General features: G+C 69.8%; 15 protein-coding genes. 10 read left to right on the top strand and 5 right to left on the bottom strand.

The genetic code is table 11. The annotated features are described in order from the left end of the window. The first annotated feature begins 19 nt into the window (after positions 1–19). The 6 genes from ASF96_RS03940 to ASF96_RS17605 all read left to right on the top strand — a co-directional run bounded on the left by ASF96_RS03940 (position 20) and on the right by ASF96_RS17605 (position 4,879). Complete coding sequence (locus ASF96_RS03940) at positions 20–1,345, top strand: UDP-glucose dehydrogenase family protein (RefSeq protein ID WP_055833870.1); 1,326 nt, start codon at positions 20–22, stop codon at positions 1,343–1,345. A 137-nt stretch (positions 1,346–1,482) separates the two neighbouring features. After that, complete coding sequence (locus tag ASF96_RS03935; protein ID WP_235560520.1) at positions 1,483–1,764, top strand: hypothetical protein; 282 nt, start codon at positions 1,483–1,485, stop codon at positions 1,762–1,764. 156 nt (positions 1,765–1,920) lie between these two features. Next, on the top strand, positions 1,921–2,100 hold the full coding sequence (locus ASF96_RS17120) for a hypothetical protein (protein ID WP_055936111.1): 180 nt from the start codon (positions 1,921–1,923) through the stop codon (positions 2,098–2,100). 20 nt (positions 2,101–2,120) lie between these two features. After that, complete coding sequence (locus ASF96_RS03925) at positions 2,121–4,127, top strand: ABC1 kinase family protein (protein ID WP_055936108.1); 2,007 nt, start codon at positions 2,121–2,123, stop codon at positions 4,125–4,127. Between the two features lie 97 nt (positions 4,128–4,224). Beyond that, positions 4,225–4,389, top strand: a complete 165-nt coding sequence (locus tag ASF96_RS16735; protein ID WP_156458714.1) for a hypothetical protein — start codon at positions 4,225–4,227, stop codon at positions 4,387–4,389. Between the two features lie 55 nt (positions 4,390–4,444). Then, positions 4,445–4,879, top strand: coding sequence for a VanZ family protein (locus tag ASF96_RS17605; protein ID WP_055936106.1), 435 nt, complete (start codon positions 4,445–4,447; stop codon positions 4,877–4,879). Positions 4,880–5,165: 286 nt separating this feature from the next. On the opposite strand, the gene ASF96_RS03915 is transcribed toward ASF96_RS17605, so the two are convergent. Further along, positions 5,166–5,831, bottom strand: a complete 666-nt coding sequence (locus ASF96_RS03915) for an arsenate reductase/protein-tyrosine-phosphatase family protein (protein ID WP_055936104.1) — start codon at positions 5,829–5,831, stop codon at positions 5,166–5,168. Between the two features lie 223 nt (positions 5,832–6,054). Between ASF96_RS03915 and ASF96_RS03910 the strand changes: the two genes are divergently transcribed. Both ASF96_RS03910 and tatC read left to right on the top strand, forming a co-directional pair. After that, complete coding sequence (locus ASF96_RS03910; protein ID WP_055833857.1) at positions 6,055–6,300, top strand: twin-arginine translocase TatA/TatE family subunit; 246 nt, start codon at positions 6,055–6,057, stop codon at positions 6,298–6,300. Between the two features lie 41 nt (positions 6,301–6,341). Further along, the gene (tatC, locus tag ASF96_RS03905; protein ID WP_055936102.1) at positions 6,342–7,073 is read left to right on the top strand and encodes a twin-arginine translocase subunit TatC; all 732 of its coding nucleotides are present in this window, start codon (positions 6,342–6,344) and stop codon (positions 7,071–7,073) included. On the opposite strand, the gene ASF96_RS16730 is transcribed toward tatC, so the two are convergent. Both ASF96_RS16730 and ASF96_RS03900 read right to left on the bottom strand, forming a co-directional pair. Beyond that, on the bottom strand, positions 7,062–7,238 hold the full coding sequence (locus ASF96_RS16730) for a hypothetical protein (RefSeq protein WP_156458713.1): 177 nt from the start codon (positions 7,236–7,238) through the stop codon (positions 7,062–7,064). The two genes, tatC and ASF96_RS16730, sit on opposite strands and share 12 nt — an antisense overlap. 271 nt (positions 7,239–7,509) lie before the next feature. Continuing rightward, positions 7,510–7,785 carry a helix-turn-helix domain-containing protein gene (locus ASF96_RS03900; protein ID WP_055833847.1) on the bottom strand — a complete coding sequence of 92 codons (276 nt, stop codon included), beginning with the start codon at positions 7,783–7,785 and terminating at the stop codon, positions 7,510–7,512. A 342-nt stretch (positions 7,786–8,127) separates the two neighbouring features. Between ASF96_RS03900 and ASF96_RS03895 the strand changes: the two genes are divergently transcribed. Next, complete coding sequence (locus tag ASF96_RS03895; RefSeq protein ID WP_055936100.1) at positions 8,128–9,603, top strand: sugar transferase; 1,476 nt, start codon at positions 8,128–8,130, stop codon at positions 9,601–9,603. A gap of 64 nt (positions 9,604–9,667) precedes the next feature. On the opposite strand, the gene ASF96_RS03890 is transcribed toward ASF96_RS03895, so the two are convergent. Next, positions 9,668–11,290 (bottom strand): polysaccharide biosynthesis tyrosine autokinase, encoded by a 1,623-nt coding sequence (locus ASF96_RS03890; protein ID WP_055833842.1) that lies wholly within the window; start codon positions 11,288–11,290, stop codon positions 9,668–9,670. Between the two features lie 343 nt (positions 11,291–11,633). Between ASF96_RS03890 and ASF96_RS03885 the strand changes: the two genes are divergently transcribed. Next, positions 11,634–14,108, top strand: a complete 2,475-nt coding sequence (locus tag ASF96_RS03885) for a LuxR C-terminal-related transcriptional regulator (RefSeq protein WP_055936097.1) — start codon at positions 11,634–11,636, stop codon at positions 14,106–14,108. On the opposite strand, the gene ASF96_RS16725 is transcribed toward ASF96_RS03885, so the two are convergent. Beyond that, on the bottom strand, positions 14,109–14,294 hold the full coding sequence (locus ASF96_RS16725) for a hypothetical protein (protein WP_156458711.1): 186 nt from the start codon (positions 14,292–14,294) through the stop codon (positions 14,109–14,111). It lies immediately after the preceding gene. Positions 14,295–14,298 lie beyond the last annotated feature (4 nt).

Genomic DNA, 14,298 nt, shown 5'->3' with positions numbered 1-14,298 from the left:
ATCTGGAAGGCTCTGAATCGTGCGCTTGTCTGTAGTGGGTTGCGGGTACCTGGGAGCCGTTCACGCGGCCGCGATGGCCTCCATCGGTCACGACGTCGTCGGTATCGATGTCGACGAACGGAAGATCGCCACCCTGTCCAAGGGGGAGGCCCCCTTCTTCGAGCCCGGCCTGCAGGAGATCCTGACCGAGGGCATCGAGTCGGGCCGCCTGACCTTCACCACCGACATGTCTGCCGCCCAGGGCGCCAAGGTGCACTTCGTCGGCGTCGGAACGCCGCAGCAGGCGGGAAGCCACGCCGCCGACCTCACCTACGTGAACGCCGCGATCGAGGGCCTCCTGCCGTTCCTCAGCGAGGGTGACATCGTCGCCGGCAAGTCGACCGTCCCGGTCGGCACCGCCGCGCGGCTCGCGCCGAGCGTGGCCGAGCGCGGCGCGACCCTGGTGTGGAACCCCGAGTTCCTCCGCGAGGGCTGGGCCGTCCAGGACACGATCGACCCCGATCGCCTCGTCGCCGGTGTGCCCACCGAGAACGGCGCCCCCTCGGCCGAAGGAGAGCGCACTGCTCAGGTGCTCCGCGAGGTCTACCACCCCTCCATCGCCAAGGGCACGCCCTTCATCGTCACCGACTACGCCACCGCGGAACTCGTGAAGGTGTCGGCCAACGCGTTCCTGGCGACCAAGATCAGCTTCATCAACGCGATCGCCGAGATCGCCGAGGTCACGGGTGCCGACGTCACGACGTTGGCGGATGCCATCGGCCACGACGCCCGTATCGGTCGGCGCTTCCTGGGTGCGGGCATCGGCTTCGGCGGCGGTTGCCTCCCGAAGGACATCCGCGCCTTCTCGGCTCGTGCCGAGGAGCTCGGGCGGGGCGAGTCCGTCGCCTTCCTGCGGGAGATCGACGCGATCAACCTCCGCCGACGCGACCGGGCCGTCGAGCTCACCACCGAGGCCCTGGGCGGCAGCGTCTTCGAGAAGAAGATCGCCGTGCTCGGCGCGGCCTTCAAGCCCCACAGCGACGACATCCGCGACTCCCCCGCGCTCGACGTCGCCGTGCGTCTGCACGGTCTGGGCGCGAAGGTCACTCTCACCGACCCGGCCGCGATCGATAACGCCCGCCGCATCCACCCGCAGCTGACGTACGAGCGCGACCTCGACGAGACCCTGCGCGACGCCGACGCCGTCATCGTCGTCACCGAGTGGGACGAGTACCGTCGCGAGCTCTCCCCCGAGCACGCCGCCTCGCTCGCGCGGGGACGCGTCGTCGTCGACGGCCGCAACTGCCTCGACCCGGCCGCATGGCGAGCCGCCGGCTGGACCTACTTCGGCATGGGTCGCCCCTGATCCCTGCCCGACGAAAGACGCCCCGGCCGCTCGGTCGGGGCGTCTTCCGCATTCCGGCGAGCGCACCGCGACGATGAGATCCGCGACCCGGGTTCGGCCGCGGGCGTGACGAATCGGTGTCCCGATACGTCTCCATCGTGAGCGGGTCTTCGTGGCCTCTCGCCACGGAGCACATCGAAGAGGAAGAGGATGCCATGCGCAACAAGGTCATCGCGGTCGGCGCGATCGTGTTCATCGCCTACGTCATCGGCGCGCGGGCATCGCGTGTACAGGTCAAGAACCGGGAGTCGGTCGGTCACCAGGTGGTGCGCCTGTGGAACGACCCTCGTGCACGCAAGCGTCGCCACAAGGCGGCAAAGAAGGCCGCCGCCGCCGCCGAGAAGCGCGCGAAGAAGACGATGCGCCAGCTGCGTAAGTGAGCATGACCCCGGGCCGCACCTCCTCGGTGCGGCCCGGGAACGTCTTCTGCGGACGTCGTGCCCGCGTCGCCCCGAGGGCGGATGCTCCCCTGTGGATGACGCCACCCTCTTCGCGCATGCGCATGCAAAGATGCTGCACAACCCGAAGGAGACCCCGTGACTTCTGCGCCACGCCTCGCCGCACACGCCGCCTCGCACGACGCCGGCGACGACCTCGACCTCCTCGGCGGGTTCGCACCGACCTGCCGGCGCTGTCTCGCCACGACCACGCCCGAGAGCGGGCTGCGCGGCGTCTGGTGGCGCTGCCCCGAGTGCGCTCTGCCGCAGATCGGCTGACGGCCGGATACGCTGACCCCGTGATCGCCAGCATCCTCATCTCGATCTCCGCCATCGTTTCGGCGGTCCTGGTCGGGTTCGTGGCGCGCCGCATTCTCGGGACCGCCGTCGGCTGGCCCCGCAGCATCGTGGTCGGGCTCCTCGTCTTCTTCCTCGGCGTCCCCTCCGCCGAATGGACGTTGCGCCAGACCGGTCTTCCCGAGGGAACGACCGTGATCCCCGCGCAGGACGTCTGGCTATGGATCGGCCTGATCGCCCTGTCCCTGGCGTGGGTGTTCGCCCTCGGGGTGGCCACCCTCGTCGCCATCGAGGCGATCTTCCCGACCCGGCCACTTCCCAACCCGGTCGACCTCGTGCGGGCGGCCCTGCGTCAGCGCAAACGCACTCGGCGCTACCTCGAGATCCTCACGATCGCCTCCCGCCACGGCGTCGGCTGGCTCTTCCACGGCGGCGGCTCCCGCGTCGAGGCCGAGCTCAGCACCTCGGAGGAACGCGCGAAGGCCATCGTCGCCACCATCAACGATGCCGGAGTCAGCTTCGTCAAGCTGGGCCAGGTGCTCTCCACCCGCCGCGACCTCATCCCCGAGCCGTATCTCAGCGCGCTCGCATCTCTGCAGACGAGCGCCACCACTCTTCCCTGGGACACCGTCCGCGCCGTCATCGAAGACGATCTGGGCGCCTCCATCGACGAGGTCTACGCCGACGTCGACCCTGTTCCCCTCGCCGCGGCCTCGGTCGCGCAGGTACACCGCGCCCACCTCCTCGACGGCACCCCCGTCGTGGTGAAGGTCCAGCGCCCCGCGGCACGCGCGCAGGTGGAGGCGGATGCCGACATCATCGGCCGGCTCGCGCATCGCGCCGAGGCGCGCACGCGGGTGGGTCGGGATCTGCGCATCGAGTCCGTTGCCCGCGGATTCACCGCCACCCTCGTCGAAGAGCTCGACTACCGCATCGAAGCGCGCAACACGCGCATGATCCACTCGACCCTCGATCTCATCGATCGCGCCGAGCCCGAGCGGCGCGGTGTGGTCACCGTGCCCGAGGTGTTCGCCGCCGCGTCCGGGCAGCGTGTCCTCACGATGGAGCTCGTCGACGGCATCGCGCTCAGCGATTCCGCGGATCACCTCGCCGCCCTCGACGCCGCACAACGCGACCGGCTGGCCCAGGTGCTGATGTCCACCGTGATCGAGCAGATCCTCGTCTACGGCGTCTTCCACGCCGACCTGCACCCCGGCAACGTCCTCCTGAAAGAAGACGGCACTCTCGGGCTCATCGACTTCGGCGCGGTCGGGATCATCGAGCGCAGCCGCAGACAGCACATGACCGCTCTGCTCCTCGCCGCCCTCAGCGAGAACGACGTCGCAGCGACCGACGCGCTTCTGCTCATCGTGGACGCCCCGGCCGACGTCGACCTCGAGGCTTTCCGTCATGACGTCGGGATCGTGTTGACCACGGAGCATCTGCGCACCGGCGGCCAGGGATCGATCTTCACGCGCATGGTCGACGTCATCCGTCAGCACCGCATCGCTCTCCCGGGCGAGCTGGCCTCCGCGTTCCGCAGCTTCGCCACCCTCGAGGGCTGCCTGCGCGTGATCGTCGACGACTTCGACATGGTCGGGCGCGCGCTCCCGCTCATGCCGACGCTGCTGCGCCGCACGGTGTCTCTCAAGCGCATGGCGACCGACCTCCAAGCGCAGAGCGTCATCACGATGGCGCGGTTGGAGAACATCCCGCGCCGCCTCGACGCTCTGCTGACCGGTGTGGAGAAGGGGTCGATCGGCATCACGCTGCGCAGTGACGACGGCGACGACGTCAGCGGCATCCTCGGGCGGGTCACCGCCGAGGTGGCCTCCACCCTCGTCTCGATCGCCGCCGTCGTGATCGCGGTGGTCCTGATCCTCGCGGGAGGCGGTCCGGTCCTCGGCGGCGACGTCACTCTCTTCGCCGTGCTCGGAGCCGTCGTCGGTCTCTTCGGATTCCTCGGCTTGCTCCGCATCGTGCGCAGGACCTTCGGTCGCAAGGGCTGACGACACGCCCGCACCAGTGCGACCCCGGGCCCGATCGACCGCTACTTTGAGCACAACCACCGTTCGGTGGCCGCTCGGACTCCGAAGGAGAAGTCCCATGGTCGCTCTTGCCGTCATCCTCATCGCCGCAGCCGTCTGGGCGACGATCTCGCTCGCCGCAGGAATCGGGCTCGGCCGCGTCATGGCGCGCGCCGACGCCGAAGAATCCAGAACGGTGCTGAGCCGCTCGTCGGACCCGCTCCTCGTCCCCGCGCGCCTCTGACCTCACCCGCTCCCGCGGAGCCCCACCGCGGTGGGCGCGTTTCGTACGGTGAGGCGTGCTCTCCGTACGTATCGCGTCACTCGCTCGTCGCCGTGGAGCCGTCGCGGCGGCCCTGTACCTGGCGGCCCTCGGGGTGATCGTGTTCTGGCCGGTGCACCTCGAGCGCCGCGTCGACTTCCTCTACGACTGCCTGTACGCCGTCGTGCCCGCTGCCAGGTCGGTCGACCTCGACGTCATCGCGAACGTCGTCTTCCTCATCCCCTTCGGCGTCCTGCTCGCGCGACTCCTGCCCGGTCGCCCCTGGCTGCTCCTGGGCATCGCGTGGACGGTCCCGCTGCTGGTCGAGATCGCTCAGGGCGTCTTCCTCCCCGGCCGGACGAGCAGTGCGATCGACGTCGCCGCGAACACCCTCGGCGGGGTGATGGGCGCCATCGGGGTGGGGATCCGACGCCGATACGTCACCCGGCGAGACACCCGCCGCATGTCCTGACTTCGCCCGGTCGCGGTCCGCTTCGAGCGCCTGCTGGGTCGCCGCGTCGGTGAGGTCTCGAATGATCCGCTTCGGGTGCAACAGGCGGGGGTCGTACTCGCGCCAGTCGGGGGCCAGCTCATTCAGGTCGTCCACGACCTGGGACTTGCCCTGCAGATAGAGCGCGTGCATGCGACCCACCGCGCGCGGCAGGGAGTGCCGCCATTCACGCAACCGCTCCGGGCCGATGATCAACCCGACGATGACGCCCACGAAGATCAGCTTGTCCATCCCCATGTCGAACACCTCAGCTCCTCCAGCCCGCGGGCGGCGCGGCCGGGGGTTCCGCCAGCTGCATTCCCCTGTATTCCCGCCGCGTGGCGGGGATGAAGCCTTGCGCGGCGGCCTCCGCATCGATGCGGGGAAGCGAGGCGATCGACGCGAGGATGGTCGACACCGCCCACGTGGCCTCCCGTTCGAACGCCAGCCACACGTCAGCCGGTCGGCCGACCGGGTCGACGATGTCGTCGTCGAGCCCGCGTCGCTCGACGGAACGAGCCCGAGCGGCCGCCTGCACGAGCGCGGGCCAGTTGCCGGCCCCGCCCGCGGTCGTCACGGTCTCGACCGAGCGGGCGAACTCTCGCACCGTGAACACCGACGAGATGAGATCGGGGCGAAGGTCCAGCACCGCACGGCGGTGGGCGCGTTCCGCGCACAGCACGGTGTCGCCGGTCTGCAGCACACCCTCGTCGAGCCGCCGAGTGCGATGCTCGTCCAGCGAGAGGCCGTAGGTACGCCCCATCTCGATCACGCCGTCGGCCGCCGCGTCCCCCGGGCGGGCCGCCGTGCCGGCGCTCGAGATATCCAGCACCGCGCCCGGGCCGGAGGCCAGACGCGTGCGCAGGAGCGCGGCGACGAAGGGGGATCGGATCATGTTGGCCGTGCAGACCACCAGCACGCGGTTGGTGATCATCGGTCGCATCGGCGCATCGCACGTCTCCCTCTGCGCGACACCTGCCACGCGGCGCCAGTCAACCGGAGTGCCAGGCGGGGGTGAACCGGAACGGACGCACACCCCACGAGCGCAGGGCTGGTGAAGTGCGGCAGCAGATCGGGCGATGTTGCCCCCGCGCCGCGGGCTGAGTCACGACCCCCGTCGAGCATGGAAGAACCGTCCGGCTATCGAAAGGTCCCCCATGGGTATTTTTGGGAACGCATTCTCGGGGTGGCACCTCATCCTGATCCTCGCCGTCATCCTCCTTCTGTTCGGCGCAGCCAAACTCCCGGGGCTCGCCAAGAGCGTCGGAGAGTCGGTCCGCATCCTGCGCAGCGAATCCGGCGGTGACAAGAAGGCCAAGGCCGAAGACGAACCGGTCGCCACCGGCGCGGCACAGGACGAACTCCCCCACCGTTCCGAGTCGGGCCCGTCATCGCCCGCGTGAAGTCACCGCGCTCGCGACGCACGAGTGGCAAGAAAGGGGCCATGCCCCTCCTCTCCCACTTCGCGGAACTCCGTCGGCGGATCGCCATCTCGGCCGCAGCCGTCGTGGTCGCCGGAATCGCCGGCTTCGCCCTCTCCGACGTCGTCATCGAAGCCGCTGCTGCCCCGCTCACGCACATTCAGGGGCCGTCGCTGACCGGTTTGAACTTCACACGTCTGGGCGAGGCGTTCGACCTGCGCTTCAAGATCGCGATGACCCTCGGCATCGTTCTGTCCGCGCCCGTCTGGCTCTACCAGGTCTGGGCGTTCCTCGTTCCCGGCCTGACCTCGCGCGAACGGCGGATCGGCATCGTCTTCGTCGGCACCGCAGTCCCGCTTTTTCTTGCTGGAGCCTGGTTCGGGTGGATCGTCGTCCCCCAGATCGTTACCCTGCTCGCCGGCTTCGCCCCCGTCGGCTCCTCGACGATGCTCACCGCGAGCCAGTACTTCGACTTCCTCCTCAAACTGATCGTCGGGGTCGGGATCTCTTTCGTCTCCCCCCTCGGAATCATCGCGCTGAACGCGGTCGGGGTGCTGAGCGCGCGATCCATCATTCGCGGATGGCGTGTCGCTCTGGTCGTCATCATCATCTTCTCGGCGACGGTCACCCCTCCCTCCGACATGATGAGCATGGCCCTCATCGCCCTGCCGCTGTGCCTGCTGTACATCGGCGCCGCGGCGTGGGCGTGGATGCACGACCGTCGAGCCGCGCGCCGCGCCCTCTCAGCCGGCTGAGCCCGGAGCGGCGGATACCGCCCTGACGTCGCCGTCGTCGAGAAGTCGACGCGCAAGGGTCTGCGCAGCCTCGGGCGACAACGCGAGCGAGGTGCCGATACCGGTCTCGATGACGATCCACGCCGCGGCGTCATCGGTGCGACGGAGCACGCCGACCTCGAGCACGGTTACGATTCCCGGCCCGCTCCCTCGGCCGTCGCGAACGCGGCCGGGCCACCCGCACCCCTCGCTGCGGTGATCCTCATCGTCGGGGTGCACCGTCGCACCGTGATCCGTCGTGCACCACTCGAACGCGCACCTCGCTCGCCGTTCGACGTCTTCGGCAGCTACTCGCCGTTCCATGCCTGACACCTCTCTCGTGGAGCCGCCGGCGACACCGGCGACCCGAACATCGGCGGGCACGAAAGAAGTAAATCGCACACCTCCGACACCGCCCTCAGCGGCCGGGAGCGAGGCCTTCGGGAGGGGTGGGCAGAAGGTCCCGCAGCGGAACCTCCAGCACCTCGGCGAGGGCTACCAGAGTGCGAAGCCGCGGATTCGCCGCGGTGCCCGGGTTGGACTCGCCCTTCTCGAGCTTGCGGTACGTGAAGGTCGCCAGCCCCGCGGCGTGCGCCACTTGCTCCTGCGACATCCGTTTGTCTGCCCGGGCACGGAGAAGCCGCACTCCCAACTCGCGGACGAAGTCGTTCCAGGGATCGGGCGCGTCGGTCATGCTCCCAGCTTGCTCGGGGACTCACGCTCACATACACATGCAAACATGCCGTGATCGCGAGGAAGCTCTTGGCCGCAGCCTCACCGCGTCGAGGTGACGCCCAGAAGCCGTCGGGTGACGCGCCAGGCGATCCGAGACGGGAACTCGCCGCCGGTGCCCGCCCACGCGACGAGCGGGCGGCCTGCCGCACCGGCACGAGGGGCTCTCTTCACCCGCGCCCACACAGCCGGCGCTCTGCCCTCCGCACTCCGACGCGATGAGAGAGTCCCCGCGCCCACGGCCGCTTCCATCCCGGCGCGGCTCTCCAGTGAATGTCCCCCGGGCCCGGACTGCGGAGCACCCATGAATCCTGCCGTCTCACTCACCGAGTCACCCGCGCGGCTGGCGCGGCTCACCCCGCTCGAGTCGCCCCGACGCAGTACCTGGCAGCGTCGATACGCCCGACTCGTCGTCGTCGTCGACGCCCTCGTCGTCGTCATCGCCGTGGTCGGCACCCAGCTGCTCTGGCTGGGGCCGCACCCCGTCGACGTGGCTTCGGTCGCCGTCGACTACACGACGGTGTCGGTCGGCCTCTGCCTGGCGTGGCTGCTCGCCCTCGGCCTCTGGGGGAGCCGACACCCCCGCGTGGTGGGCTACGGCGTCACGGAGTACCGGCTCGTGCTCGCCGCCTCCACCCAGGTCTTCGGGATCGTCGCCATCGCCGCCTACTTGACCAGCGCCGACCTCTCGCGCGGGTACTTCCTCCTCAGTCTCCCCGTCGGCTCCGCGGCCCTGCTCGGTGGGCGGGTCCTCTGCCGCCGATGGCTCGCCGGCAAGCGACGGTCCGGAGCCATGGGGGCACGGGTCGTGCTGGTCGGCGCAGACGAAGAGAACGAGCGCGTGGCCGCCGAGCTGGCCCGCCAGCCCGCCGCGGGACTCCATGTGGTCGGGATACGCCCCCTGGCGCGCGTGTCGTCGGGGCCGACGTGGACGGAGCGGCAGGCCGATCTCCTGCGCGAGCAACTTCGCGTGCTCGATGCCGACAGCGTCCTCGTCTCGGGCGGCGCTCTGCTCGACTCTCACGACATCCGCCGGATCGGTTGGAGCCTCGACCCCGGCCGCCAGCACCTGATCGTCGCCGTGAACCTGACCGACGTCGCCGGGCCCCGCCTGCACACCCGCCCCGTCGCCGGGCTCCCCCTCGTGCACATCGAGACGCCCCAGTACTCCGCCAGACAACGGGTGCTCAAGCGCGCCTTCGACATCGTCGGCGCCGGCACCCTGGTTCTTCTCCTGTCTCCGATACTGCTCGTGCTGGCCGGGCTCGTCCGCGCGTCGGGACCGGGACCGATTCTGTATCGCCAGGAGCGCGTCGGCCAGGGGGGCTCGCACTTCGGCATGCTCAAGTTCCGCTCGATGGTCGACGGGGCGGATGCCCGCCTGCACGGCCTTCTGGCCGCACAGGGGCGCGACGGAACGCCCTTGTTCAAGATCGACAACGACCCGCGGATCACCCCTGTCGGTCGCTGGCTGCGGAAGTACTCCCTCGATGAGCTCCCGCAGCTTTTCAACGTCCTGGGCGGGCAGATGAGTCTCGTCGGACCGCGCCCGCAGCGCGACGCCGAAGTCGAGTTCTACGACGACGATGCGCACCGGCGCTTGATCGTCCGGCCCGGTATGAGCGGCCTCTGGCAGGTCAGCGGACGCTCGGCCCTCGCGTGGGACGACGCCATCCGGCTCGACCTCTTCTACGTCGAGAACTGGTCGTTCATCGGAGACCTCGTGATCCTCGCCCGCACCTTCAAGGCGGTGGTCGCGCCCGGGTCCACCGCGCACTGACACGGAAACGACGAAGGCGCCCACCCGGACGGGTCGGCGCCTTCGTCGTGTCTGCGAGGAAGCGTCAGGGGGTCGTGCGTCGTCGGCGCGGGGCGCCCGCGTCGACCGGCGGCTCAGACGTGCGCACCACCTCAACTTCACTCGTAGCTTCACCCGCGTCCCGATCCTTTGTCCTCCGATGAGACAGGGGGCGGAGGGCGCTGACGTTCTCGGCGGGAAGGTCGGCCGACGTGCGCCGCTTGCCGTGTTCCTCGGCCGCGCCGGGCTCGGTCGACGACTTCCGCAGCACCCGCCGCCACCACGTGCTCTTCTCGGTGCGACCGATTCCGTAGCCGTAGTAGCCGCCGTACTGCATCCCGTAATAGCCCGAATCCGCCCCACGGAGCGGCGCGCGGTTCAGCACGACTCCGAGCAGGTGCCCTCGAGTCTTCGCGATGTTCGCGGTCGCCCGCGTCAGCATGTCGTCGGTGGTGCGCCCGGCCGTCACCACGAGGACGGTCCCGTCGGCCCAGCTCGCGATCACCGCGGCGTCGGCGACGGCGAGCGTCGGAGGCGAATCGACGATGACGACCAGATCCTCGGCGAGCTTCCGCGACAGCGCCTGCATGCGCTTCGACCCGACCATCTCGCTCGGGTTGGGCGGGGTTCGCCCCGCGGCCACGACGAAGAGCCGTCCGTGTTCGTCGACCTGATGGGCGACCTGTTCGATCTGCGCGCGGCCGGCGAGGACGTCGGAGAGGCCCACGTCGTCCGAGAACCCGAACATGCCGCCCAGAACAGGGCGACGGAGATCGGCGTCGACGAGGATGACCGACTGCCCGGTCGCCGCGATGCTCACCGCCAGGTTCGCGGCGGTGGTGGACTTGCCGTCGCCGGGGAGCGGGCTGGTGACCACCATGATGCGCGCCGGGCGGTCGACGTCGACGTACTGGAGGTTCGTGCGCAGTTCGCGCATGGCCTCCTTGTGGGCGAACGACCCGCGCCCGTCGCGGATGTCGTCGAACGAGAAGACGGCGCGCCCCGCCGCCAACTCCTTGTCCACCGGGAGCACACCGACCACCGACGCATCGACGGCATCGGTGATGTCGCTGGCCGACCGCAACCGTCGGTCGAAGGTGCGTCGCACCAGCGCGAACACGACACCGGCGACGAGGCCGAGAAGCGCACCGATCATCACGTCCAGTCGTACGTTCGGTGAGGACGGCGAGGTCGGCAGTCGCGCCGAGTCGCCGGCGACGAGTCGCACCGCGCCCTGACCACTGCCCCCCGACTCGAGCTCGTCCACTTGCGTCGTCATCGCGCGGATCCACGCCTCGGCGAGATCGCGGGCCGATTCCGGGGTCGCCCCGGTGGCGTCGACGCGGACGTTCACGGTGTCGACCGGGTTGGAGACGCGGATGCGCTCCACGAGAGCCTCGGGACTGTCGGAGAGGCCGAGCTGCTGTCGAGCCGTATCGGCGACGCTGCGCCAGTACCCCATGTCGATGAACGATTTGACCTTGGACAGCGCCAACTGGTCGCCGGCAAGGGCGGCACCCGTCGAACCGTCCGACGCCACGGCCGCCACGTACCCGCTCGCGTCGGCGGAGTACACCCGCGCCTGCGTGGCGCTCCACCCGAGTCCGGCCAGCCCTCCCAGGACCGTCATCACGACGATCGCCTTCCAGTAGGCGCGCAAGATGCGCATCACTCGCTGAATGTCCACTCTGTGTCCGCCTTTCGCATGACGCGACGGCGAGACCGTCGGGTCGCCCGCAGCATAGGCACAGGCGCGAGGACGCTTCTCTCGGCACGGACGGCCGGGGTGGCGGGCGAGACACTCACGACACGAACCGCAGGGGATGCCGGTCGGCAGTCGAGAAGAGGGTGATGCGGATGGGGTGATGCCGGGGTGACGAGGGGGATGAAAGACCTGTTCTCCGCCGAGTTCGCCCGGTCCTCACCCTCAGGATCAGCACCAAGCGGCCGAGACGTGCCGCGCCGAGAACTCCCACCCTTCGGGGGGAGGCCCCGCCCTAGTGGAGATGACGATGCTGATCGATGTGGACACCCTTCCGGCCGGAGCGCGCGTGACCCGGCGGACGAGCCGTTTCTGGGCACCGCGCGAGGGGCCGATCTCTCATCTGCGCGAGGCCCTCGCGAGCGACATCGTGCTGCTGCGCGGACCCACCGGGGTCGGGAAGACCTCCCTGCTGCGCCAGTTCGCGCTCACCCTGCAAGACGACACCGAGATCGGTGTGCAGCTCATCGACGGCAACCTCACGCCGCCCGAGAGCATCGACCGCATCGCCGAGGGCTTCGCCAGCGGGCCGTCGCGGCATGTGCTGCTGATCGACAATCACGTCGAGGGCGTCGGCGTCTCCTCCGAGCACCTCCTGCAGATGCTTCACGCCGATTCCGAGCTGCGAATCGTCGTGGGCACCCGGTACGCCACCGGTCTGGAGAGCCCACTCGTGGCTCTCGAGTTCGACGTCCATGTCGTGCCGGCCGCTCGCCTGCGGATGACACGTGACGAGCTCGCACTCGTCCTGGCGCTGAACGGGGTTGAGACCACCGAGGCCGCCACTGACGAACTCGCCGAGCGCACCCACGGATGGCCCGCGCTCGGCCAGCTCGCAAGCGCCCGGCTCCGTCTGGAGGGCCTGCCGCTGAGAACGCGCGAAGAGGCGATCGCCGTCGCCGACTATGCGGGCGCGGCTCTGACCTCCGACATGGAGCAACGGCTCGATATCCCGATCACCGACGAGGTTCGCCTGCTCGCGGTCGCCCCCTTCATCAACGCGGCACTCGCGGAGGCGATGGGCATCGACTCCACGACGGGTTCGACGGCGGAACTCCTCGTGCACCTGCAACACGCGGGTCTGGTCTGGCCGAGCTCGACACGGCTCGTCCTCGCCGAGCCCATCCGCGAGCAATGGTTGCGCGACATCTCGGCACGTACGCCGGGGGTGGTGACGACCGCCCGTCTGAGCCTGCTGAATCATCTCGTCGAAGCGGGCGAACCCTTGCTCGCCGCGCAGATCGCGGCGGACGCCGAACAGTGGCAGACGCTGGCATCGGTGCTGCGAGATTCCGCTCCGGAGATCTGGGCTCGCGACGCGGACAGCTTCGCTCACCTGGTGGGGCGCTTGCGCGACAGCGCGCCGACCGACCCCCTCTCGATCGACGTGCTCCTCGCGCTCGACCCCGATACGGCGCTGTCACCCGAGACTCCCGGGCTCGCCGTCTCCGCACTGGGCCGCCTCCCCGATGCGAAGACGGCCGCGGCGGCGAGCAACCTCGAGGCTCTGACTCTGCGCATCAGTCTCCTGAGGGCGGCCGGGCGCTTCGCTCTCGCCACGGAGTCGGCGTCTCTCCTCGTCGACGGCCTCCGCCGCCACCGCGATGCGGAGCCGGAGGCTTCCGCCGAGGGGTGGTACCAAGCGGGCATGACCGCGTTCGCGATGGGGCGACTGCGCGACGCGGCGCAGTCCCTCCGTCAATCGGAACGCGTCGCCTCACCCGCCGGCCGATCACGCGTGAGAGGGGCGCTCGCGGTCATCGCGCTCCTCGACGGCGACGTCCGGGGAGCGTCGGGCATCGTGAGCCAGAACCGAGACGACAACTGGACGGCGTCCCCCTGGGGAGAAGGGCTCCGCGTCGCGACGGCATGGCTGCAGTTGGAGGGAGGGGATCCGGCGTCGGCTCGGGCGCTGCTGGACCAGATCCCGTCGACCCGGGGAGCGCGTGAGCTCTGGCCGTACGCCGCGTCGATCCACGCCCTCGCCTTCCTGCTCTCGGGAGCGGCATCCGACTCCCTGGGTCTGCTCCGGGTCTGGGCCGTTCGCGCGCGCAGCACCCCGCCCTCGCACTACCAGTCGACCCAGCTGCTCACCGCACGGGCGAAAGTCCTGATCGCGCTGCGACAGGCGCGCAAGGCGCTCGCCCTCTTCGAAGGGCCGTTCTCTCTTTCTCCGGCCACCGCGCCGGCGATCGCGCTGTCGCAGTTGTACGCGGGGCGGACGCACGAAGCGTTCGTCATGAGCGTCAAGTGGGGTCTGCACCACGAACCCGCTCCGCGCGCTGCTCTCGAGAGTCTCGTCGTCAGCGTGGTGGCCGACGTCCGCCTCAACGGGGTGAGCGCACATCGCACCGCCGCGCAACGCGCGGAGTCGTTGAGCATCCAGCACGATCTGTGGAGTCCGTGGAGCGCCGTCGCACCGGAGGACCGCGCGCTGGTCCTTCAGATGCTGACGCCCGCTGCGCGAGAGCGGGTGAGCGAACGGCGCTCGTTCTTCGCATCATCCGTCAGCGTGCCGCACCTCACCAAGCGCGAGCAGGTCGTGCTCGCCCACCTGACGCCCACCTCGACGATCGCCGACATCGCACGGGTCCTCGTCGTGTCGCCGAACACGGTCAAGACCCAGCTGCAGAGCCTGTACCGCAAGCTCGAGGTGTCCGACCGCTCCAGCGCGATCCGCGCGGCCCACGCGTGGGGCCTCATCGAGATCGAGACGGAGGCCTGATCACTTGGGCCGGCGCCGACGCAGTCGACCGACGACGACGCGAGCCACGACCAGCAGCACCAGGACGACGATCACCCCGGGCACCGACAGGGGAACCCCGGCACCGCGCAGGACCGCGACGACGACGATCAGCGCCGCCAGCGGAGCCAGCAACATCACGATCTGCCATACACGTCGTCGAGTCACGGCG

The sequence above is a fragment of the Microbacterium sp. Leaf179 genome (assembly GCF_001423785.1).
Taxonomy (GTDB): Bacteria; Actinomycetota; Actinomycetes; order Actinomycetales; family Microbacteriaceae; genus Microbacterium.
This window is presented reverse-complemented; position numbering and strand designations above follow the sequence as displayed.